This is a genomic window from Flavobacterium algoriphilum (genome assembly GCF_048158655.1).
Lineage (GTDB): Bacteria > Bacteroidota > Bacteroidia > Flavobacteriales > Flavobacteriaceae > Flavobacterium > Flavobacterium algoriphilum.
Window position 1 is genome coordinate 472169 of the sequence record NZ_JBLNKY010000002.1, and the last position, 22352, is coordinate 494520.

The following is a 22352-nucleotide window of genomic DNA, read 5'->3' on the forward strand; positions in this document are numbered from 1 at the left end:
TTGTAATTCATAATTAATAATTCATAACTCATAATTTAAAATATGTTAACAATACTTGACAAGTACATCCTAAAAAGATATTTAGCCACTTTTGCGGTTATGTTGTTGATGTTTATTCCTATTGGGATTATTATTGATGTTTCGGAGAAGATTAATTTCATGATCGAAAACAAAGTTCCATTTATTGAAATTGCAATTTACTATTATAATTTTACGATTTATTTTGCCAATTCGTTATTCCCAATCTTTTTGTTTTTATCGATTATTTGGTTTACTTCAAAACTAGCCAATAACACAGAGATTATTGCCATTTTAAGTTCGGGGATTTCTTTTACCCGTTTTTTACGACCTTACATTATTGGTGCTTCCATCGTTTCGGTTTTTGTTTTATTAATGGGTTTTTTTGTTGTTCCTGCTGCCAGTGAAGGGTTTAATAACTTTAGATACACCTATCTTAAAACGGGTGGAAAAGAAGCGATGCGGGGAGATGACACCGATGTGTACCGACAAATTAGCGATTCTGAATTCATCTATGTGAATAGCTTTAATACCTTATCAAAAACTGCTTTTAATTTTTCATTAGAAAAATTCGATAAAGAGAAACTGGTTTATAAAATTTCGGCAAGTAGAATAAAATGGAATCCGAAGTCTAAAACCTACACCATGTTTGATTACACAAAAAGGACGGTAGGGGAAAAAGGAGATAAAATTGAAAAAGCAAGTGAAAAAAATGCTCGTTTTAGTTTTGATTTAGAGGATTTGGCACCAGTGATATATATCGCTGAAACATTGAGTTTGAATAAACTGATTAACTTTATTGACAAGGAGAAAAAGCGGGGTTCGTCTAATATCAATGTCTATTTAGTGGTATTATATAAAAAATTCAGTGTTCCCGTTTCGGCATTTATTCTAACCATTATAGCGGTTTCGGTTTCATCAATGAAACGCAGAGGCGGAATGGGAATTAATTTAGCGATAGGAATTGCCTTAGCTTTTGCTTTTGTTTTCTTTGATAAAATCTTTGGTGTATTGGCTGAAAAATCAAGTATTCCCCCTATGTTGGCAGTTTGGTTACCCAATTTTGCTTTTATAATTTTAGCCATTTATTTATTACGAAATGCAAAACGATAAACTGAAGTCTTATTTAAACCTGCATCTGATTGTTTTTATCTGGGGTTTTACCGCTATTTTAGGGGCGCTAATCACCATAACAGCGGATGCTTTAGTTTGGTATCGAATGTTTTTTGCTAGTGTGTTTTTATCCCTGTTTATTATATTCAAAAAGAAATCATTTAGAATTCCGTTAAAATCCTTCGTGCAATTGATTTTTGTGGGACTGTTAATTGCGTTGCATTGGATATTTTTTTTTAAAGCGATTCATGTTTCCAATGTGTCCATAACGCTTTCCGTTTTTTCATTGGGGGCTTTCTTTGGGTCACTATTAGAACCTCTTTTTTACGGCCGAAAAGTGCTTTGGTATGAAGTTTTTTTTGGATTTATTATAATTGCTGGACTGGCATTAATCATGAAAGTCGAAGTCAATTATTTAGACGGCATGTTGTACGCTTTGGCAGCCATAATATTGGGTGTTTTGTTTACGCTGATGAATGGGAAATTAATAGAAAATCACGATCCTTCAGTTATCTCCTTTTATGAGTTTCTGGCGGGTGTATTCTTCATTACAATTTACTTTTTATTTCAACAAAAATTCTCTCTGGATTTCTTTATTTTGACATTTAATAATTGGATGCTAATTCTGATTTTGGCTTCGATTTGTACCGCTTATGCGTTTACTGCTTCGGTTAAAGTGATGCAAAAATTGACGCCGTATACCGTAATGCTGACCACTAATCTAGAGCCGGTTTACGGAATTGTATTGGCCTATTTCATCCTTGGAGGAAAAGAAAAAATGAGTTTTGAGTTTTATATTGGAGCCATAATAATTGTAATCACTGTAATCCTAAATGGTGTAATTAAGCATTATCAAAAAGAAATTTAAGCGCTTTTCAAGATGTTTGTTAAAGTGCCGTAGCCTACTTTTAATCTAGGAATTCGGGATGGTGATTGCAATAAGATGAATCGGCTTATCCGTGTTTTAGGTATCCATAAACATTGGGGAAAGAGTATCTAAATGGAAATAAATATAGTATTAATCTTTACAATATGAAAAGAAATAGAAAATTAATAGGTTTTACTTTACTTGGAATTGTTTTAATCTTTGTTGGGAAGTATGTCTACGACATAAACATCAATCATAATTTTGAAACCATAACCGAAGGAAAAGTATACAAGTCAGGAGTGATTCCACCCGATGAAATAGAAAGTTACGTTACCAAATACCATATAAAATCGATTGTTGATTTGCGTTTTCCGGGAACTACAGATTTGAAGAACAATCCAGAAATCCCTGCTGAACTGACTGCCGAGCAACAAGCCGTAGCAAAAATAACCGGAGTGAATTATTTTAATAATGGCTCAGATCAGGTTCCAAAACCAGAAAATTTAGACCGGTTTTTCAAAATAATGGATAACAAAGACAATTATCCGGTGTTGATCCACTGCTATCACGGAATTGGTCGTGCCGAAATGTATTCCGCATTATATAGAATTGAATATGAAAATTTCACCAATGAAGAAGCACGTCAAGGAGTAAGAGCATTAATAAAATATAGCTCTTTTGATGATGGAACTCCAAAAGGAGAATATTTGAAAGCCTATAAATCCAGAAAAGAAGCAGCAACAGAAAAGAAGTAACCAAAGAGTTTAAAACTCAAATTATCTGATTTGGTTTTGTCCGATTTTTATTTACAAAAGTTAATAAAGTTACTTATAAGTCCTTGATTTTCATTTTAAAACAAGAATTAAATATGTTTTTTTCTTCGTTTAAAAAATGATTTTATGAATTTAGAACATACAGTTTAAGACATAAATATAAAATTTACCTTTTTGAACGATTTAAAATTTTATATTTGCGGTTCGAATTAAAAACAAAAACGCAGAAATCCTATGGAATATTTAGATTTTGAGCTTCCTATAAAAGAACTAGAAGAACAGTTAGATAAATGTGTTATTATTGGTCAGGAATCGGATGTTGATGTAACGAATACTTGCAAACAAATCAACAAAAAGCTGGAAGAAACTAAAAGGCATATTTATAAAAACTTGACAGCTTGGCAACGCGTACAATTGTCAAGACATCCAAGTCGCCCTTACACAATGGATCATGTACGAGCTTTGTGTGGTGAAACTTTCTTGGAACTTTTTGGTGATAGAGGTTTTAAAGACGATAAAGCCATGATTGGTGGTTTAGGAAAAATTGATGGACAATCTTTTATGATTGTTGGTCAACAAAAAGGATTTAATACTAAGACGCGTCAATTCCGTAATTTCGGGATGCCAAATCCTGAGGGATATAGAAAAGCGTTGCGATTGATGAAAATGGCAGAGAAATTTGGTATTCCAGTTTTGACTTTAATTGATACTCCGGGAGCTTATCCGGGACTGGAAGCCGAAGAACGAGGACAAGGGGAGGCCATTGCCAGAAATATTTTTGAAATGATTCGTTTAAAAGTGCCAATTATCACCGTTATTGTTGGTGAAGGAGCATCTGGCGGAGCATTAGGAATAGGGGTTGGTAACAAGGTCTATATGATGGAAAATACCTGGTATTCTGTTATATCTCCAGAATCCTGCTCTTCTATTCTATGGAAAAGCTGGGAATATAAAGAACAAGCAGCCGAAGCATTGAAGCTGACTTCTGCCGATATGAAAAAACAAAAATTAGTTGATGATATTATACCGGAACCATTAGGTGGCGCGCACTATGACAGAGAGACTGCTTTCAAAACGGTGGAACAATATATCATGAAAGGATTCAATGAATTGAAAGACTTATCAACAGAAGAATTAATTGCTCAAAGAATGGAAAAATACAGTAAAATGGGCGAATATAAAGAGTAAAATCCTATAATTTGATATTTAATCCGAAGCCTTACAGTTTCGGATTTTTTTATGGTTATAAACAAAAAATAGTTACTTATGAACAATTATTTGTAACAACTCAATGATAATGTTTTTTTAATTTTTGCTACTTTCGCATTATGGAAAATTTCAAAAATATTAAACCTGTGAAGGTTGATAAAACCACTATTATAAGCCTTGAAAAAGGAAAATTACAACCTCAGGTTCTCGATTTAGAAGAGGCTGTGCTTGGCGCCATGATGATTGATAAAAAAGGGGTGGATGATGTAATTGACATTTTACAACCTGATGCATTTTATAAAGATGCACACAAACATATTTTTGAGGCTATCGTGCAGCTGTTTACAGAAACGCAGCCTATTGACTTATTAACCGTTTCTGCCCAACTCAAGAAAAATGCAAAATTAGAATTGGCCGGGGGTGATTTTTACCTAATTCAGCTTACGCAAAAGATATCCTCTTCTGCACATATTGAGTTTCATTCCAGAATTATTCTTCAAAAATTTATCCAACGCAGTTTGATTCGAATTTCTACTGAAATTATTGAAGATTCTTACGATGAAACAACGGATGTTTTTGATTTATTAGATAGAGCCGAATCCAAATTATACGAAATAACACAAGGAAATATAAAACGGAGTTCTGAAACCGCTCAGAGTTTAGTTTTGCAAGCTAAAAAAAGAATCGAAGAAATAGCCGGTCAAGAAGGATTGAGTGGTGTAGCAACTGGTTTTGATAAATTAGATAAGATTACTTCGGGTTGGCAACCAAGTGATTTAATTATTATAGCGGCAAGGCCGGCAATGGGTAAGACTGCATTTGTATTATCAATGGCACGAAATATGGCCATTGACTTCGGAATGCCAGTTGCCCTATTTTCCTTGGAGATGGCATCGGTTCAGTTGATCACCCGTTTGATTTCGTCCGAAACAGGTTTGTCATCGGAGAAATTACGTACCGGAAAACTGGAAAAACACGAATGGGAGCAATTGAGTACCAAAGTTAAAAATTTAGAAAAAGCCCCATTGTATATTGATGATACACCGTCACTTTCTATTTTTGACTTAAGAGCAAAAGCGAGACGTTTGGTTTCCCAACATGGTATCCGAATTATAATTGTCGATTATTTGCAATTGATGACAGCTGGTGGAAATGGAAAAGGAGGAGGAAACAGAGAGCAAGAGATTTCTACGATTTCCCGAAATTTAAAAGCATTGGCGAAGGAATTAAATGTTCCAGTAATTGCACTTTCTCAACTATCGCGTGCAGTTGAAACGCGTGGTTCCAGTAAAAGGCCTTTATTGTCTGATTTACGTGAATCGGGTGCGATAGAGCAAGATGCTGATATTGTATCGTTTTTATACCGTCCTGAATATTATAAAATTGACGAATGGGATGATGATGAAGCCTCACCAACTGCAGGTCAGGCGGAAATAATGATAGCAAAACACCGTAATGGTAGTATAGAAAATGTTCGTTTGAAGTTTATTGGACATTTGGGTAAATTTGATAATCTGGAAGATTACAGTGGCGGTTATGATGACTTACCGTCGAGTATGAATCAAGATGACAATCCTTTTATTACTAAAAATTTGCCATCGGCTAATGAAGCTTTTGGAAGTAACTTGAATGACCCGGACGATGACAGTGATGTACCGTTCTAATGTATAAATTTAAATCCGCTACAGCGGATTTTTTTATGATTTTCATCTCCTAAAAACTATTATCTTTGAAATAAAAACGGTAATGTCTTTCAAAAAGTCACTCTATATTCTACTAATTTTCATTTCCTTTTCGGTAAAAGCTTCTTTTATTTTGTTGCCAATGGATGAAACCACGCAGCAAAATCATTTGAAGGCTTATGGAATTACGTATTGGTGTTTGGATAAAAATTACAAAGCAAGTTGGTTGCTCAATTATCGAGGGGGTTCTTTTTTACTGCCTGATGCCGAAGAAATACGGAAAGAATGTAAAATTCGAGGCGTAAGTTTTGAAATTCTTTCGGATAGTGAAGAAGCCAAAATTTTAGAGGAGATTTCGAGTCCTTCACAAAATATGGAAACGGTAGTGTTAGAAAAAGCACCAAAAATAGCGGTTTATACACCCAAAGGAAAACAGCCATGGGATGATGCGGTAACACTCGTTTTGACTTATGCCGAAATTCCTTTTACACCCATTTATGATGAAGAAGTTTTAAGTGATCAACTACTACTTTACGATTGGTTGCACTTGCATCATGAAGATTTTACGGGCCAATACGGTAAGTTCTATGGAGCCTACAAAAATGCACCTTGGTACATCGAACAAAAGAAAGATGCCGAAGCATTGGCAACTAAATTAGGCTATCCAAAAGTGTCACAGGAAAAAGGAGCTGTGGCCAAAAAAATCAGGGACTTTGTGATTGGTGGTGGATTTATGTTTGCGATGTGTTCCGCAACGGATAGTTTTGATATCGCTTTGGCAGCTGATGGTGTAGATATTTGTGAAGCTATGTTTGACGGTGACGCCAGCGATGCTAATTATCAATCGAAGATGAATTACAATAATTCGTTTGCTTTCAAAGATTTTATTTTAGAAAGAAGACCAGAGCAATATGAATTTTCGGATATTGATATGACTTCAAAAAGAAGGATTTTAATGGATAAAGATTATTTTACCCTAATGGAATTTTCGGCTAAATGGGATCCGATTCCGAGTATGTTGTGTCAAAATCATACGCAGTTGGTTAAAGGATTCATGGGACAGACGACTTCTTTTGATGTATCACTGATAAAATCTAATATTTTGGTGATGGGAACTTGTGAGCTGAACGGTGAAGCGAGATATATTCATGGTGAAAAAGGAAAAGGAATGTTCACTTTTTATGGAGGTCATGATCCCGAAGATTTTCAGCATCAGGTGGGAGATGCGCCTACGGTTTTGGATTTACATCCCAATTCTCCGGGTTATCGCTTGATTTTGAATAATGTTTTGTTTCCTGCAGCCAAGAAGAAAAAACAGAAGACTTAATAAAAACAGAAAGCCAATCAATACCGATTGGCTTTTTGTTTTTTAGCCCTGATGGGAGTGGCATCCTTTTTATCCTGAACTTGTTTCAGGATCCTGAAATAAGTTCAGGATAAAAAGATACAATGGACAGCAGGAATAGCTCCAAAAAAAATTAAATGCTTCCGGATTCATTTTCTTTATCCAAATATTCTTGTACAATATCGATAGCATTCGTAACCACATCGCTTAATGCGGTAATAAAGCTTCCTTCTTCGGCACAATTGATGGCGTGTTTTATTGCTTCGGTTTCTTTAGGAATAATTTCATAAGTAACTATTTTGCCTGAATTTGTAATTCCTTCGAGTATTAAATCAATAATTTCCTCTTCGGTTCTTCCTCTCAGGTATTTTTCTTGGCGAATGATAATGTGGTCAAACATTCGAGCTGCTATAAAAGCACATTCTTTAATATCTTCATCTCGACGGTCTCCAACACCAGCAATAATTCCAATTTTCTTGGTGGCCTCGACACTTTGCAAATATTCTTCCACTCCTTTGTAACCGGATGGATTATGAGCAAAATCAATCAATACTTTGAATTTTTTGAACTCAAAAATATTCATACGACCGGGAGTTTGTGCCGCACTTGGAATAAAAGTCTGCAATGACAAACTAATATCTTCGGTTTTAAAGCCCCATAAATAACTTGCTAAAGTTGCTGCAAGGACATTGGCAATCATGAATTTTGCTTTTCCGCCCAATGTTAAAGGAACGTGAGTGGCACGTTCGATACGAATTTTCCATTCGCCTTTTTTGATGGTTATAAATCCATTTTCATAAACAGCAACTGTTTTTCCTTCAGCACAAAGTTTTTTAATGAAATCGCCATCTTCACTCAAACTAAAATAGGCTACATTACAATTTAAATCCTTACCTATTTTTATACAATGTTCATCGTCTCCATTCAAAACAGCCCAACCGTCTTTCTTGATGCTTTTTACAACTGTTGCTTTAACTCTGGCCAAATCATCAAGAGAATGAATATCACTTAAACCCAAATGATCTTCCTGAATATTGGTAATAATTCCAATATCGCAACGGCTAAATCCTAAACCGGAACGAAGGATTCCTCCTCGAGCCGTTTCTAAAATTGCAAATTCCACCGTTGGATCTCTCAAAACGTATTCAGCACTTTGAGGTCCGGTAGTATCGCCTTTTTCCATCATGTGATTTTGGATATAAATCCCATCTGATGTGGTGAATCCGACCTTGTAACCATTGTTTTTTACAATATGTGCCAAAAGTCGGGTAGTAGTGGTTTTACCATTGGTTCCCGTAACTGCAATTATAGGAATACGAAAGGATTTTCCTGGAGGATATAACATGTCAATAACTGGTGCCGCTACGTTTCGAGGTAATCCTTCAGAAGGAGCAAGGTGCATTCTAAAACCTGGGGCCGCATTGACCTCCAGTATTACACCACCATTTTCTTTTAATGGTTGCGTTAAATTCTCGGCCATAATATCTACACCACAAACGTCTAATCCAATAACTCTTGAAATTCTTTCGGCGAGAAAAATATTTTCTGGATGCATCATATCGGTAACATCTACAGAAGTTCCGCCAGTACTTAAATTGGCTGTAGATTTTAGGAATACTATTTCCCCAATTCTCGGAATTGTTTCTAATGCATAGCCTAATTTTTCCAATAAATCTTCGGTGTCTCTATCAACATCAATTTGGGTTAACACATTCTCATGTCCATAACCTCTTCTGGGATCCAGATTAGTCGTGTCAATTAATTGCTGAATGGTGTCTTTTCCATTTCCTATTACGTGAGCAGGAACCCGTTTTGCAGCAGCAACTAATTTATTATCAATGACTAATATTCTAAAGTCGAAACCGGTAATGAATTTTTCTACAATAACACGTTTGCCATATTCTTGAGCAAATACTAAACCAGAAACCGCATCTTCCCAATTGGTAACATTAATGGAAGCGCCTTTTCCGTGATTTCCATCTAAAGGTTTTAATACAATAGGATACCCAATTTTTTTAATGGTTTCAGCCAAACTTTCTTCGTCAGTACAAATGCTTCCGCTGGCAACTGGAATCGAAGCCATGTCCAACATTTTTTTGGTAAGCTCTTTGTTACATGCTATATCTACAGCAATACTACTTGTTTTACAAGTGATTGTTGCTTGAAAACGCATTTGATTAATTCCATATCCTAGTTGAACTAAGGAATTTGTTCCAAGTCTAATCCAAGGAATATTTCTGGAAACGGCTTCTTCTACAATACTTCCCGTACTTGGCCCTAGTCGAACACGTTCCCGTATTTCACGCATTTTTTGTAAGTCGGCATTCAAATCATATTCCGTTCCGGCAATTAACGCCTCGGCAATTGCAACAGAAGATTCTGCAGCAAAAAGGCCAACATTTTCTTCAGTATAGCTAAAGACTACATTATAAGTTCCTGGAGTTTTTGTTTCTCTGGTTCTTCCGAAGCCGGTTTCCATTCCCGCCAAAGATTGAATTTCAAGTGCAATATGTTCAATTACATGTCCCATCCAAGTACCGCGTTCCACTCTGGAAAAAAAACCACCACGACAGCCTTCTGAGCAACGATGCTCAATCATAGTAGGAAACATGGCTTCAATGCGTTCTTTAAATCCTTCAATTTTATTAGTTGGAAATTGTTCCATTTCCTCCAAATCCAATCGCATTTGGATTAATTTTTTTCTTTGGATACTCCAAATATTAGGTCCACGAAGGGCTTGTACTTTAATTATTTTCATAAAAACGGGAATGTTATTTTTTGAACTGAAAAATGGATATGTAATGAATTGATTTTAAATTTGATAGATCCTAACTTTGAAAAAAAGACAGGTATTTTAAATAGTTTTTTTATAAAAAGTACAGAATGCAACTAAATTAGTTTTTTTAGAATAGGAATCAAAATTTATTTCTTTAAAAATAAACAATACTTGTACTGTTTGTTATAATTTAAAAAAAAGTGATAGTTCAATGGCTTTTTTTATCTTTTTGGTTATTTTTACAAAATGAATATACTAGGGAAACTAATAATAATAGGAGGTGCGGTCGATAAAGGAAGTTTTACTGAAACCGATTTAGATAAAAATGCAACTAGCAATTTAAACTTTTTTGAAACTGGGATTTTAAAAAGGATATTAGACGAATCAAAACACAAAGAGAATTCCCGAATAGAAGTTATTACAACGGCCTCCGTAATTCCAAAAGAAATTGGTCCAGAATATGTTAAAGCATTTGAGTATTTGAATGCCAAAAATGTAGATATACTTACTATAGAAAGACGCGAACAAGCTGCCGATGAAACCGTTTTAGCTCGATTAAAAGCTGCCGATATAGTTATGTTTACCGGAGGCGATCAATTGCGATTGACTTCCATTCTTGGTGGAACGCCGTTTCATGACATATTATTGGATAAATACCATAATGAAGAATTTATTTATGCCGGAACTTCTGCAGGAGCTGCGGCAGCTTCTAATAATATGATTTATCAAGGGAGTAGCTCTGAAGCTTTATTGAAAGGGGAAGTGAAAATTTCTAGCGGATTGGGTTTAATAGACGGTGTTATAATCGATACGCATTTTGTACAACGCGGCAGAATTGGAAGGCTTTTTCAAGCGGTTGTTGGTAATCCTAGAGTGCTGGGAATAGGACTTGGTGAAGATACGGGGTTGTTGATTACCAATAATGTCCAAATGGAAGCCATTGGTTCCGGATTGGTTATTTTAGTTGATGGTCGGGAAATAAAAGACACCAATTTGACGAAAGTAGAATTAGGACAGCCGATATCAATTTCACATTTAGTGACACACGTCATGAGTAAATTTGACACCTATAATCTAGAAACGCATTTGATGCACATAGAATCTTCACATTATTTATAATTCAAATTTTGGGTATTGGTTTTAGGCTTTAGTCCAAATATGCAATATCCAATACCAAACACTCATAATATGAAATTAATCATACACGGCGGTTTTTTCTCAGAATCATCTACCAATCACGAAACAAAAGTTGCCAAGCAAAACGCGCTGGAACGAATTGTAAAAGATTCCTATTCATTTTTAAAAACACATTCAGCATTAGAAACAGTGGTTTATGCCGTTTCTCTTTTGGAAGATGATGAATTGTTTAATGCAGGAATTGGTTCCCAAATACAAAGTGACGGAAAAATAAGAATGAGCGCTGCAATTATGGATGGTGAAACTCAAAAAATGAGTGGTGTTATCAATATCGAAGAAGTAAAAAATCCTGTTCAGGTTGCCCAAATGTTGATGCAATATGAGGACAGAGTTCTTGGAGGAAATGGAGCAATTAATTTTGCGCGACAGCACGGTTTCGAATCTTTTTCAACCGAAATCCCACAACGACGAGCTGAATATGAAGCGAAACTGAAAGCATTGGGAACAGGAACGGTGGGTTGTGTGGCTTTAGACCAAAATGGAAAAATTGCCACCGCTACTTCTACGGGTGGTAAAGGTTTTGAAATTCCGGGACGCATTTCAGATTCTGCAACAGTTGCCGGAAATTATGCCAATGCATTTTGTGGTGTGAGTTTGACTGGAGTAGGAGAGGATATTGTAAGTAATGCAACTGCTGCTAAAATTGTCACTCGGGTTACTGACGGCTTTACATTACAAGAAGCCTTTGCTAAAACGTTCAACGAATTAAAACCTTATGATGGTTTTGCCGGTGCAATTGCTATTGATAAGGAAGGAAATGTTTTTCATCAGGATTCTCATCCCAGTATGGTTTTTGCCAGTTTTGACGGCGATAATTTTGAAGTATTCGATTAATATCAATTCAAAGAAAATTCAAACCAAATTGGAATATGATCGGATATTACACGGGCTTGTTTTAGTGAATTAAAATTTTTGTAAAAAGGAATAACTCCCGAATCTATAGTATTTATTTTTAAAGTTTTGAAATACATATTGTCAAATTCTGATGCGAGGCATTTATCATTTTTACATTCTTGTTTGAGCGACGTTTTTTGGTCAACCAAAATAGACTGATACCCCATTTTCTTCAAAGGATTGAAAACGGTGTGCGATTGCGGACAATTAAAATCCCCTGCAAAAATCAAATTCAGCATAGGATATTCCTCCGGTAAAAATTTGAAATATTTAATCTCGGTTTCCGGTTGTTTGTTTTTGGTTATGGCATGAAAATTAGCCACTGTAAACTGTTTGTTCTCATATTGAAACGTGCAGAAATACGGTTCCCTGTCGATTTTCAAATGATATTTTTTCTCAAGCCAGGCTTTTCCTATTTTTTTAAGTTTGCTGGTTTTCCAAATAAAAGCGTAGCGTTCGGCTTTATAAGCACTACTGCTGGTTGGGTCACTAATCACATAATCCCATTTCATTCCTTTTCTATTAAGTTCATTGGCTAATCTTGCCACTGCTTGCGCTCCTCCAAAACCCGCTACCACTTCTTGAATGGCAATGATGTCATACTCTTTTAGTGATTTTGCAATATAATTAATGGTTTCTTCCGATTTTGATTTGCCAAAGTTTTCCAGATTCCAGGAAAGGAGTTTGGTTTGGGAAAAGGCAATGGTGGAAATAAGGAAAAATAGTAGGAAAAATAAAGGTTTCATCAAGAGAAAAATATATGGAATGTAATATATGAAATGCAAAATATTGGCTTCAGCCAAAATAGTATTTTTATTTAAAATCTAGTGATTCAAAGCTTAATAAATTTAAGAAGTATATATCTCAATTAGATTTTTTTATTATGATTCTATTCTAGAAAACAAAAAACATCCAAATAAAATGAGGGCATTGAAAAAGTCCCTCTTTCCAAAAAACTATTAAAAAAGCGGCTAAATAAGGGTTTAATTTTATTTAATCTCAGTTTTTTATTCAAATTTAATTTTACGAAACCAGAAGGTCTTTATAACAACTAAAAGGAGCGAAACCAAGGTATTTTTGCTCCTTTTCAAGTATTTTCATTTTCCGTATTTCATGTAGTTTTTCAGTGCGCTCATTTTATTTGGATGTTTTTTGCTTTTATTTCAAATTATAAAAGAGATTTAATTACTTTCTTTTTTTATAATGATTGTTAGTGCTAGAATTTTTGTAAGTACCACCTTTGTGCGAACTTCCTTTACCATTTTTGTAATGGCCACTTTGTGAATTTATATTCGAGCTTAAAATAAAGAAGAAGATAGAAAGAAGAATTGCTAGTTTTTTCATAATTGATTTAGTTTAACGTTATTTAATTAAAGATTTTTTTTAGAATTATAGACACTTTAGTTAGTCAATTTTATCTTTTACCTGATTAATTTTGTTGATCAATGATCTGAGTTGATTAATTAGTTCCACAAAATTCGATATTATTTAGAAACAAACCTGTACTTATTAAAATATCACTTCTTGATGGTTTTCCTAATTCTTATTTATTTCCCAAATTTATATACCCAATAAATGATGCCGTGGTCCATAATTAGTATTGTTATTTGTGTTGAAGTAATAGATCAAAATTCAAAAGAATAAATATTTTAAAGCTTTGGCTTTTTAACTGACACCAAACTTATTCCTATTAAAAATCACTTCCTTACGGGAAACCTCATTTTGGATAAGAAAAGTATTCTAAAGCCGCTTTCAAGCAAATAATGGGAGTGCCAGATCAAAAAATATTTTTTGTCTATAGAATATATTTGCAATTACTTACTCGTTTTAGAAACAATAGTAACTAACCAACTATAACTTAATCCAGTTACTCGCAATCCAGTCTAATAATTCTTCCCGGTAAACTTGATGTTCTAAAATAGCGTGTTGTAAAAAGCTTTCTACTTTTTGAAAGCTTGCTTTTGTTTGAGGAACTTTATATTTTTCTAAAAATTGATTGCAGAAATGAACAACTTCGAATTCTGCTGTTTTATCTACATAAACCACATTGAAATTTTCAGGATTATTAAGATCAATAGTTTGTGAATATCCTGTAAATGCTAAATCGGTACTGGTGAAATTGGCCATTTTTATAGTTTTAAAGTTAAACAAGCCAAACGTAATCCTAATAAAAATTAATTCTTTACGGGAAACCGTAAAAGAGGGTAATTATTTTAAAAAAAAAATAAAAAATATTCAGTCGTGTGATTAGGAATCACCAATTGTATCAAATAAATAAGGGGAATTAATTGAAATTTGGAAGGATATATCTTTTGTTCTAGTCCTTGTAAGAGGCGCTGTAGAGCATTATATTAAGCCTAAATCTTTGGTTATAGAAATAAGATGTACATTGTTACTGGCCTTGAAGTATATTTTGAGTCTATTAATTCGTTTCTCTATGCTGCTGCTTCCATTCGGAGTGATTCCGGTTTTTTTGAATTCTAATGCTATTTCATCTAAAATTAATCCTTTCGATAAAAATTTCAAAAGAGAAATGTCATAGGCTTCAATTTCCAAGATTGATTTGTCTCTTAATAGATGGGATAATTCGGTTGAAATGATTTTCTCATCACTGACAAATACGTTTTCAACCGCATTTTTAAGTTGAGGAATACTATTGCGCCCCTTAGATACGTAGGCATTGATTCCCGAATTATTAAAAAGGGATTTTATTCTAAATGATTTATCTTCAATAGAAAATACTATTGTTTTAATGTTTGGTTGCGCTTTTTTCACGGCTTCAATAAGTTCTTCACCCGAAGTCAGCCTATTTTCTCGATAATCCGGTTTAAAGGATAGATCGCTTATCAATAAGTCAAAAGGTTTCTCATCATGGAGTGCTTTTTTTATTTTTAAAAAAGCATCATCACAATATTTGGCGTGATGAATTTCTACTACAGAAAGTTCCTCTAGTGCTTGAACAACTGTTATACTGATACTGTCTAAATCTTCGGCAACTAAAACTTTATGAAACATAAGACTATGATTATATTGGAAAAATAATATTTACTTTAAATCCTTTATTGTATTTAGTATCAAAAGTAGTTGTTCCTTTTATAGCCTGAATACGGTTTTCCACATTTAGCAGTCCATTTTTTGATTTTTTTTCGTCAAATGTCGCTCCAACACCGTTATCAGTGTAATCTATTTGTAATTTATTTTCATTTTTTTTGAAAGTTAGTATAACTAAACTACATTGACTGTGCTTTTTCATGTTGACCAGTAATTCTTGTAGCACCCGATAAACAGTGATTTTCTTATTATTTTCTAAAGTTGTCCAATTAATAGTATCAATTCCGTTGGCCAATATATTGACTTCATTAGTATTGAATCCGGACAGCATGTCTTTCAAGTTGAATATAAAAAGAGATCCGGTCTCGATGGTGCTATTTTCCTTGGAAATGTTTCGTGTTCTGGAATATATAGTGTCCAAATTGTTAAGTAATTTTTCTTTGTTTTGGCTGTTGGATAAATCTTGAGTTTCAGCAAATGCCATCGTATGATACACATCGTTAGCTAACTCATCATGTAGTTTTTTTGCAATTCGAATCTCAGTATGATAGGAGATTTCTATTTTTTCTCTTTTACTTTTGGCGATAAGAAAATGGGATATGAAAATACTGATCAAAAGGATTATTCCAACAACGAAATATAAAAGTTGGTTTTTATTTTTTTGTTGTTCCAATTGAAGAGCATTCTCCGCTTTTTGGGTTTTTAGTTTTAAATTTTCTTCTTTTTCCTTTTTGGAATCATATTTTATTTTAGCAAATTGATTTTTTGCTTTTTGTCTCACCTTATTAATACTATCAGTAATATTGAGGTGCAGCATGGAGAATTTTTTAGATTCATTTCCTATGCTATTTCCTATCAATAGAGCCAATGATTTCAATCGAATATTTACACTGTTTATTTTCGTGGCTTTTTCATAGGCCATTCTAGCATAGCTATTGGATTTTTTAGAATTAGCATCTTTATAAAATTCAGAAAAATGAATATAACTTGCCATTATTCCAAAGTCATCTCCTATCTGTTTTCTTATTTTCAAAGATTGATTCAAATAATTATGGCTTTTTGAATCCCCAATTTTAAAATAACAATAGCCTAAATTATCAAGTGCTCGTGCTTTGTTCTCATCATCTTTTGGAAAGCTTTTATTTAGAGTCAAAGGCAAAAGAATTTGTATGGCACGGCGATAATCCTCTTTATCCATATATACCACTGCAATATTGTTTTTCAAAACTGCTTTTTGGGATTCATTATCCGCTTGATTATAGGTTAGTTTGTAATAATGAAGCGCATTATCAAAATCAAATAAATTTTCGTAGTTAATTCCTAATAGATTTAAAATGGCACATTTAAAAGCTGGGTTAGTCTTTTTTTGAAATATTGATAGTGCTTCAGTTGCCGTAGTTTCACTACTTGAATAATCTCCCTGATTTTGTTGAATGATGGCCATTTTTAATAATGAATAAATTATTTTTTCATTATCTGTGGAAACATCTGAATTAGATTTTATTTTATTATAATAATAGAAGGCACTATCGTTTTGCTGGTTCTCTAAATGTTTTTCAGCAAGTGTATAGTAGTGTTGATATTCCGAATTATTTTTTGGTTTTGCTGTAATGTTCACTTCTTTTTTGCAAGATGAAAGTCCTATAAATAAAAAAAAGGATAAAATAAAAAACAGGGGATTTAACTTTTTAAGTTTCATCCCCCGAAAATACAGTAATTAATTAAAATACAGTTCTAATTATGATTTTGTATTATAATTATTATTTTGGTGGAGGAACCGGAAGTTGACCATTTTGTCCGTCAATTGGATCTGCAGCAGCACTTGCCGATACTTGTTGTTTACTATTAGGAGTAGTTTCCACTTCGTCATTGGAACAAGAAACCATTGCAACGCATGCAACAATATAACACGATACTAGAATTATTCTTTTCATTTTTTTTAATTAAAAATTAGACATAGATTGGCTGTCCGATGTTGGAATCGGATCTTTGCCTGTGGGCAAGCCATTAAGACATTTCGTTCTTTTGTTTTTTGGGAAGTAAAGTGTGCTGGAACAGAATAGTATTTTTATACTTCCCGAATAAACCTACCATGCTGTTTAGCAACACTTTTTTTGGAAGTAGTTTTGTACATTTGTCCTTATTGCAATTCAAGACAGTAACTAATTCTGAAGCAAAGGAATGCTGTCTTTGTAGAATAATTTTAATGGAATTCCTATAATTCCGGTAATTCTGAAGGTTTCTGGATAATTCCGATTAATTCCAATAAAAGCGTATGAACAAAATTACTTTTGAAGAATATAAGAGTGCTATTAGAGTTAAATATGAGGTGTCGAAAAGTGATGATGTCTCTGGTATTTTATTAAATCCTACACCCGCTCAATTGCGAAATCTGTGTTTGATGAAGCTGGATAAAAGCTTAACAAATACTGATGGGGATTTATATAGAATATTCTTTAATGTTAAAGAAGAGGTGGATTTGAGAAAGACAATTGAGAATTTTGATATTGGAAAATTTAAACCTATAATATCTTTTTTAAAAGGAGAGAAAGATTCGGGACATCCGACAAGGATTGAATTGGCAGCCGTTTTGGTTAATTTTAATCCAAGACCTTACAATAAGTATTTATCTAATGGAAATAGTAATGAAAATAATAATTTAGAACTCCCTTCATTAATGGAGAATGAGAAAGTAGCTGATGAGAATCTTCTTTTAGGGAAATTCATCGAAAAAGTTGCTGTAACAGGAACTGATGGTAAGAAGGGGAATAATGATAAGACGGGTAAAAAGACAGCGCTATTTTGTGCAGTAGTACTATCATTGTTTTTTATGGGATATACTGTTAAAGGGATTTTATTTCCAAAAAAGGAATGCATGCAATGGGAGGGTAATCATTATATAGCCGTAGATTGTGCTAATGATAAATTAGGAATCGGTCAATTAGAGTTGATTGTTCCGATTGATGAAAACATCATGAAGTTAAATAAATTGGATTCAAATAGGAAGTTAAGCTTCTTTAAGAATCATAAGCCATTAGTTTGGTATTGTAAACACGATGGAGTAGTGGAACTTTTTAATGCTCCAGGGTTTCATCCAGAAACAGGAAAACCTTTGAAACCGATAACTAAGTATATGATAAAAAAGTACAGTTTGCAAAAATGAATGATTTTAAAAACAAGAAACCCCAATCTTTCGATTGAGGTTTCTATATAAGTAAGTAATCTAAATTGTGTTGATAAAACGTTTATTTTACTTTATTAAGTACTGCTTTGAAAGCTACAGGGTGATTCATCGCTAAATCTGCAAGAACTTTACGGTTCAATTCGATTCCGTTAGCTTTTACTTTACCCATGAATTGTGAGTAAGACATTCCTTCCAATCTAGCTCCAGCGTTGATACGTTGAATCCATAATGCACGGAAATTTCTTTTGTTCACTTTTCTGTCACGGTAAGCGTAGCACATTGCTTTCTCCACCGCGTTCTTAGCAACTGTCCAAACGTTTTTACGTCTACCAAAGAAACCTTTGGCTTGCTTCATTATTTTTTTTCTTCTTGCTCTTTTAGCAACTGAATTTACCGCTCTTGGCATAATTTTATTGTTTTTTTTGTAGCAGGCGTCCCGAATTAAATCAAGAGAACTTAAAAGCCATACTCCAAGGTTATTTTAAATTGTTTTAACCTAAAGAATTATATAATTCTTAATTGTTGTTTGATGCTTTTCATATCTGTTTTGTGAACTAGCGCAGAGTGTGTCAATGCTAATTTACGTTTTTTAGATTTTTTAGTCAAGATGTGACTTTTAAAAGCATGCTTTCTTTTAATCTTTCCAGAACCAGTAACTTTAAAACGTTTCTTGGCGCTAGATTTGGTTTTCATTTTAGGCATTTTTTCCTAGTGTTTTAATTTATTCTTACTTACTTATTTTTTAGTTTTCAGTCTCGGTTTTCAGTTTACAGTATGAAAACTGAAAACTGCTAACTGCTTACTTCTTTTTCTTCGGAGCAATGAACATAATCATTCTCTTTCCTTCCAGAACAGGCATCGCTTCCACTTTACCAAACTCTTCAAGATCTGTTGCTAATCTCAACAATAAGATTTGACCTTGATCTTTATAGATAATCGAACGTCCTTTAAAGAAAACGAAAGCTTTCAATTTCGCTCCTTCTTTCAAGAATTTCTCAGCGTTCTTTCTCTTAAACTCATAATCATGCTCATCGGTCTGTGGGCCAAAACGGATTTCTTTCACAACAACTTGTGTAGATTTCGCTTTTAAGACTTTATCACGTTTCTTTTGTTCGTAAACAAATTTCTTGTAATCCATGATTTTGCACACCGGTGGTTCTGCATTTGGAGAAATCTCAACAAGGTCCAATTCAAATTGATCCGCTAATCTTAGAGCTTCCGAAAGTTTAAAAACTCCGGGCTCAATGTTCTCTCCTACAAGTCTTACTTCTTGTACACCACGAATAAGACTATTTATTCTGTGTGCATCTTTTTTTTCTACGCGAGGTTGGTAACCTCTGTTGCTTCTTATTGCTATGACTTTATAATTTAAGTTAAACTGTAAATACTTTTAATGTTTTATTGATCTCTTCGTTTACAATAGCAACAAATTCTTCTATTGTAACGCTTATATTTCCTTTTCCTTCCTGTCCATGACGACGGATTGAAATAGTACCATTTTTCTCTTCTTCCTCGCCTACAATCAACATAAACGGGGTTTTTTGCATTTCGGCATCCCTGATTTTCTTGCCAATCGTCTCGTTTCTATTATCTACGAGGGCGCGAATTTCGTGATTTTCTAGCAAATCTAAAACTTTTTTCGCATATATTTCATATTTCTCGCTCAAAGACAATATTATAGCTTGTTCAGGCATCAGCCAAAGCGGGAAATTTCCTGCAGTATGTTCTAGTAAAATAGCTATAAACCGTTCCATTGATCCAAAAGGAGCTCTGTGAATCATCACGGGTCTGTGTAATTCATTATCAGATCCTTTGTAAGTCAAATCAAAACGTTCCGGTAGGTTGTAATCTACTTGAATTGTGCCTAATTGCCATTGTCTTCCCAAAGCATCTTTTACCATGAAATCTAGTTTCGGACCATAGAAGGCTGCTTCACCATATTCAACTACCGTATCTAGATTTTTGTCTTTGGCAGCATTGATAATCGCATTTTCCGCCTTTTCCCAGTTTTCATCGCTACCTATATACTTATCTCTATTCTCTTTGTCTCTTAAAGAAATCTGAGCTGTAAAGTTTTCAAATCCTAATGAACCAAATACATACAGTACCAAGTCAATTACTTTCTTAAACTCTTCGTCCAGTTGTTCCGGAGTACAAAAAATATGCGCATCATCCTGAGTAAATCCTCTTACACGAGTCAAACCGTGTAATTCACCACTTTGTTCGTATCTGTAAACGGTACCAAATTCAGCATAACGCTTCGGTAAATCTTTGTATGACCACGGACGTACATTATAAATTTCACAGTGATGAGGACAGTTCATTGGTTTTAATAAAAACTCTTCTCCTTCGGCCGGAGTGCTTATAGGTTGAAAACTATCAGCGCCATATTTAGCATAATGCCCTGAAGTTACGTATAATTCTTTCTGACCAATGTGTGGCGTAATCACTTGCTCGTAACCGCCTTTTTTCTGTGCTTTTTTCAAAAACTGTTCTAGTCGATCTCTTAAAGCGGCTCCTTTCGGTAGCCACAATGGTAATCCTGCACCTACTTTTTGTGAAAAAGCAAACAGCTCCAGTTCTTTACCTAGTTTTCTATGGTCACGTCGTTTCGCTTCCTCAAGTAATTCTAGGTATTCAGTTAAATCCTTCTGTTTAGGAAACGAAGTTCCGTAAACACGAGTCAACTGTTTGTTTTTCTCGTCACCACGCCAGTAGGCACCAGCAACACTCATGATTTTCATCGCTTTGATGATTCCAGTATTCGGAATATGGCCACCACGACATAAATCAGTAAACGTATCATGATCGCAAAACGTAATTGTTCCGTCCTCAAGATTGGTAATCAGTTCGGTTTTGTAAACATTGTCTTTGTATAATTCAAGAGCTTCAGCTTTAGAAACGTGACGTAATTTGAATTCGTGCTTTCCTCTTGATATTTCAAGAACACGATCCTCGATTTTTTTAAAGTCCGCATCTGTGATTTTCTGGTCTTCAAAATCTACATCATAATAAAACCCATTAGATATTGCTGGCCCAAGAGTTAATTTTATTCCTGGGTACAATTCCTCAAGCACCTGTGCCATCACGTGTGAAGTCGAATGCCAAAAAGCTTTCTTTCCATCAGCGTCATTCCAGGTATACAATATAAGACTGCCGTCCGTTGTCAAAGGAGTTATGGTTTCCACAGTTGTACCATCAAAAGAAGCCGAAATCACATTTCTGGCAAATCCTTCACTAATGCTCTTGGCAACATCCATAGGTGTTACCCCTGGAGTAAACTCTTTAACTGACCCGTCGGGCAAAGTAATCTTAATCATTGTTTATTATTTTAAGAATGCAAATATAGACCATTACAAAAATACATACAATATATATGTAAGGTTTGTTACTATAATAGGTGTAAAAACAAAATCGCACTCATTTATATATAGGTAAAGAGTGAATGTTTTTATTTAGGAGCTATTTCCCGCTATTCGTTTCAATCTTTTTTCTCGTAAAAGAAACGAGAGAAAAGGATTTTCACTGCTATCGGGGCTACGGTGTCTGTTTTATCGACTTTATGATTTAGTCAAAGGAGAAATCTCACTTATTAGTATTCATTTGCTACCTTATAAGCTGTGTACTTAGAATGTTATATTTCTACTATCTATATACAATGATTGCCACTAATTCTATCTATTCGTCACTCTCTCCCGAAGCTTGGGCCGGGTATAGGAAAATAGTTTCGTTTCAAGAATCATGTTTCCAGCGAGTTAAAGATTAGGTTGAGAAATTATCAAAAAAAAGCTTTAAAAAAGCTTGATAAAGCGAATAAAGGGGCTACTTTTGCACCCGCAACAACGCAGACGTTCTTTAACAAACTGGCAAGTAATACGAATTAAACTAGAGAATTTATTTTCAAAAAAAGATTCAGAAAAGCTTGTGAGATTAGAAAACGCTTGTTACATTTGCACCCCGCAAAACAGGTGAGTTCCTTGATAAACTGATAAGAAAAGAAGAAGTAAAAGGAGATAAAAATTTCCAAAAAAAAACTTCAAATATTTCTTGCCGGTTAAGAAAAGAAGTTGCACTTTTGCACCCGCTTTGAGAAACACTTTAACGAGTGTTGTGATGAGCAAAGAGACTGAATAGAATTCAGTTTATAAAAAAGAAGAACACGTTCCTAGACATATTGAATTGACAGCCGTTTTGAAAGAGATTTCAAGACAAAAGAATAAAGAGTAATAGAATCGAAAGATT

20 protein-coding genes are annotated in these 22352 nt (G+C 34.1%); 9 read left to right on the top strand and 11 right to left on the bottom strand.

The genetic code is table 11. The annotated features are described in order from the left end of the window. Positions 1-42: 42 nt before the first annotated feature. The 6 genes from ACM55G_RS07040 to ACM55G_RS07065 all read left to right on the top strand — a co-directional run bounded on the left by ACM55G_RS07040 (position 43) and on the right by ACM55G_RS07065 (position 6990). The gene (locus ACM55G_RS07040; RefSeq protein WP_416843176.1) at positions 43-1131 is read left to right on the top strand and encodes an LptF/LptG family permease; all 1089 of its coding nucleotides are present in this window, start codon (positions 43-45) and stop codon (positions 1129-1131) included. Further along, complete coding sequence (locus ACM55G_RS07045) at positions 1118-1999, top strand: DMT family transporter (RefSeq protein WP_416843177.1); 882 nt, start codon at positions 1118-1120, stop codon at positions 1997-1999. Before ACM55G_RS07040 ends, ACM55G_RS07045 begins: the two co-directional genes overlap by 14 nt. Positions 2000-2163: 164 nt before the next feature. Beyond that, the gene (locus ACM55G_RS07050) at positions 2164-2754 is read left to right on the top strand and encodes a dual specificity protein phosphatase family protein (RefSeq protein WP_416843178.1); all 591 of its coding nucleotides are present in this window, start codon (positions 2164-2166) and stop codon (positions 2752-2754) included. A gap of 252 nt (positions 2755-3006) precedes the next feature. Next, the gene (locus ACM55G_RS07055) at positions 3007-3960 is read left to right on the top strand and encodes an acetyl-CoA carboxylase carboxyltransferase subunit alpha (RefSeq protein WP_416843179.1); all 954 of its coding nucleotides are present in this window, start codon (positions 3007-3009) and stop codon (positions 3958-3960) included. 140 nt (positions 3961-4100) lie between these two features. After that, positions 4101-5645 (top strand): replicative DNA helicase, encoded by a 1545-nt coding sequence (dnaB, locus tag ACM55G_RS07060; RefSeq protein WP_416843180.1) that lies wholly within the window; start codon positions 4101-4103, stop codon positions 5643-5645. Positions 5646-5727: 82 nt separating this feature from the next. Beyond that, complete coding sequence (locus ACM55G_RS07065; RefSeq protein ID WP_416843181.1) at positions 5728-6990, top strand: asparagine synthetase B; 1263 nt, start codon at positions 5728-5730, stop codon at positions 6988-6990. Positions 6991-7141: 151 nt separating this feature from the next. On the opposite strand, the gene cphA is transcribed toward ACM55G_RS07065, so the two are convergent. Continuing rightward, a complete protein-coding gene (gene cphA / locus ACM55G_RS07070; RefSeq protein WP_416843182.1) occupies positions 7142-9766 on the bottom strand; it encodes a cyanophycin synthetase in 2625 nt (874 codons plus the stop codon). A 264-nt stretch (positions 9767-10030) separates the two neighbouring features. Between cphA and ACM55G_RS07075 the strand changes: the two genes are divergently transcribed. Together ACM55G_RS07075 and ACM55G_RS07080 are read left to right on the top strand one after the other, a co-directional pair. After that, positions 10031-10903: a cyanophycinase gene (locus ACM55G_RS07075; protein WP_416843183.1), complete on the top strand. Its 873-nt coding sequence runs from the start codon at positions 10031-10033 to the stop codon at positions 10901-10903. Positions 10904-10972: 69 nt separating this feature from the next. Continuing rightward, a complete protein-coding gene (locus ACM55G_RS07080; protein ID WP_416843184.1) occupies positions 10973-11815 on the top strand; it encodes an isoaspartyl peptidase/L-asparaginase in 843 nt (280 codons plus the stop codon). Positions 11816-11817: 2 nt separating this feature from the next. Here the strand turns inward: ACM55G_RS07080 and ACM55G_RS07085 are convergent, their stop codons facing one another. The 6 genes from ACM55G_RS07085 to ACM55G_RS07110 all read right to left on the bottom strand — a co-directional run bounded on the left by ACM55G_RS07085 (position 11818) and on the right by ACM55G_RS07110 (position 16860). Beyond that, on the bottom strand, positions 11818-12621 hold the full coding sequence (locus tag ACM55G_RS07085; RefSeq protein ID WP_416843185.1) for an endonuclease/exonuclease/phosphatase family protein: 804 nt from the start codon (positions 12619-12621) through the stop codon (positions 11818-11820). Between the two features lie 439 nt (positions 12622-13060). After that, positions 13061-13219 carry a hypothetical protein gene (locus tag ACM55G_RS07090; RefSeq protein WP_416843186.1) on the bottom strand — a complete coding sequence of 53 codons (159 nt, stop codon included), beginning with the start codon at positions 13217-13219 and terminating at the stop codon, positions 13061-13063. 507 nt (positions 13220-13726) lie between these two features. Beyond that, positions 13727-14002: a hypothetical protein gene (locus ACM55G_RS07095; protein WP_416843187.1), complete on the bottom strand. Its 276-nt coding sequence runs from the start codon at positions 14000-14002 to the stop codon at positions 13727-13729. A 219-nt stretch (positions 14003-14221) separates the two neighbouring features. Beyond that, positions 14222-14890, bottom strand: coding sequence for a DNA-binding transcriptional response regulator (locus ACM55G_RS07100; protein ID WP_416843188.1), 669 nt, complete (start codon positions 14888-14890; stop codon positions 14222-14224). A gap of 10 nt (positions 14891-14900) precedes the next feature. Beyond that, complete coding sequence (locus ACM55G_RS07105) at positions 14901-16544, bottom strand: tetratricopeptide repeat-containing sensor histidine kinase (protein WP_416843189.1); 1644 nt, start codon at positions 16542-16544, stop codon at positions 14901-14903. Positions 16545-16686: 142 nt separating this feature from the next. Next, entirely contained in the window at positions 16687-16860 is a 174-nt protein-coding gene (locus ACM55G_RS07110) for a hypothetical protein (protein WP_416843190.1), read from the bottom strand. 341 nt (positions 16861-17201) lie between these two features. Between ACM55G_RS07110 and ACM55G_RS07115 the strand changes: the two genes are divergently transcribed. Further along, a complete protein-coding gene (locus ACM55G_RS07115; RefSeq protein WP_416843191.1) occupies positions 17202-18089 on the top strand; it encodes a hypothetical protein in 888 nt (295 codons plus the stop codon). 82 nt (positions 18090-18171) lie between these two features. On the opposite strand, the gene rplT is transcribed toward ACM55G_RS07115, so the two are convergent. The 4 genes from rplT to thrS all read right to left on the bottom strand — a co-directional run bounded on the left by rplT (position 18172) and on the right by thrS (position 21430). Continuing rightward, on the bottom strand, positions 18172-18516 hold the full coding sequence (gene rplT, locus ACM55G_RS07120) for a 50S ribosomal protein L20 (protein WP_416843192.1): 345 nt from the start codon (positions 18514-18516) through the stop codon (positions 18172-18174). A 98-nt stretch (positions 18517-18614) separates the two neighbouring features. Further along, the gene (rpmI, locus tag ACM55G_RS07125; RefSeq protein WP_022827375.1) at positions 18615-18812 is read right to left on the bottom strand and encodes a 50S ribosomal protein L35; all 198 of its coding nucleotides are present in this window, start codon (positions 18810-18812) and stop codon (positions 18615-18617) included. 97 nt (positions 18813-18909) lie between these two features. Continuing rightward, the gene (gene infC, locus ACM55G_RS07130) at positions 18910-19467 is read right to left on the bottom strand and encodes a translation initiation factor IF-3 (RefSeq protein ID WP_416843209.1); all 558 of its coding nucleotides are present in this window, start codon (positions 19465-19467) and stop codon (positions 18910-18912) included. 16 nt (positions 19468-19483) lie between these two features. After that, positions 19484-21430, bottom strand: a complete 1947-nt coding sequence (thrS, locus tag ACM55G_RS07135; protein WP_416843193.1) for a threonine--tRNA ligase — start codon at positions 21428-21430, stop codon at positions 19484-19486. Positions 21431-22352: the final 922 nt, after the last annotated feature.

Bases quoted from the DNA above. Each gene is read 5' to 3' on its own strand.
- ACM55G_RS07040 (WP_416843176.1), top strand. From the start codon at position 43: ATGTTAACAATACTTGACAAGTACATCCTAAAAAGATATTTAGCCACT.
- ACM55G_RS07045 (WP_416843177.1), top strand. From the start codon at position 1,118: ATGCAAAACGATAAACTGAAGTCTTATTTAAACCTGCATCTGATTGTT.
- ACM55G_RS07050 (WP_416843178.1), top strand. From the start codon at position 2,164: ATGAAAAGAAATAGAAAATTAATAGGTTTTACTTTACTTGGAATTGTT.
- ACM55G_RS07055 (WP_416843179.1), top strand. From the start codon at position 3,007: ATGGAATATTTAGATTTTGAGCTTCCTATAAAAGAACTAGAAGAACAG.
- dnaB (WP_416843180.1), top strand. From the start codon at position 4,101: ATGGAAAATTTCAAAAATATTAAACCTGTGAAGGTTGATAAAACCACT.
- ACM55G_RS07065 (WP_416843181.1), top strand. From the start codon at position 5,728: ATGTCTTTCAAAAAGTCACTCTATATTCTACTAATTTTCATTTCCTTT.
- cphA (WP_416843182.1), bottom strand. From the start codon at position 9,766: ATGAAAATAATTAAAGTACAAGCCCTTCGTGGACCTAATATTTGGAGT.
- ACM55G_RS07075 (WP_416843183.1), top strand. From the start codon at position 10,031: ATGAATATACTAGGGAAACTAATAATAATAGGAGGTGCGGTCGATAAA.
- ACM55G_RS07080 (WP_416843184.1), top strand. From the start codon at position 10,973: ATGAAATTAATCATACACGGCGGTTTTTTCTCAGAATCATCTACCAAT.
- ACM55G_RS07085 (WP_416843185.1), bottom strand. From the start codon at position 12,621: ATGAAACCTTTATTTTTCCTACTATTTTTCCTTATTTCCACCATTGCC.
- ACM55G_RS07090 (WP_416843186.1), bottom strand. From the start codon at position 13,219: ATGAAAAAACTAGCAATTCTTCTTTCTATCTTCTTCTTTATTTTAAGC.
- ACM55G_RS07095 (WP_416843187.1), bottom strand. From the start codon at position 14,002: ATGGCCAATTTCACCAGTACCGATTTAGCATTTACAGGATATTCACAA.
- ACM55G_RS07100 (WP_416843188.1), bottom strand. From the start codon at position 14,890: ATGTTTCATAAAGTTTTAGTTGCCGAAGATTTAGACAGTATCAGTATA.
- ACM55G_RS07110 (WP_416843190.1), bottom strand. From the start codon at position 16,860: ATGAAAAGAATAATTCTAGTATCGTGTTATATTGTTGCATGCGTTGCA.
- ACM55G_RS07115 (WP_416843191.1), top strand. From the start codon at position 17,202: ATGAACAAAATTACTTTTGAAGAATATAAGAGTGCTATTAGAGTTAAA.
- rplT (WP_416843192.1), bottom strand. From the start codon at position 18,516: ATGCCAAGAGCGGTAAATTCAGTTGCTAAAAGAGCAAGAAGAAAAAAA.
- rpmI (WP_022827375.1), bottom strand. From the start codon at position 18,812: ATGCCTAAAATGAAAACCAAATCTAGCGCCAAGAAACGTTTTAAAGTT.
- thrS (WP_416843193.1), bottom strand. From the start codon at position 21,430: ATGATTAAGATTACTTTGCCCGACGGGTCAGTTAAAGAGTTTACTCCA.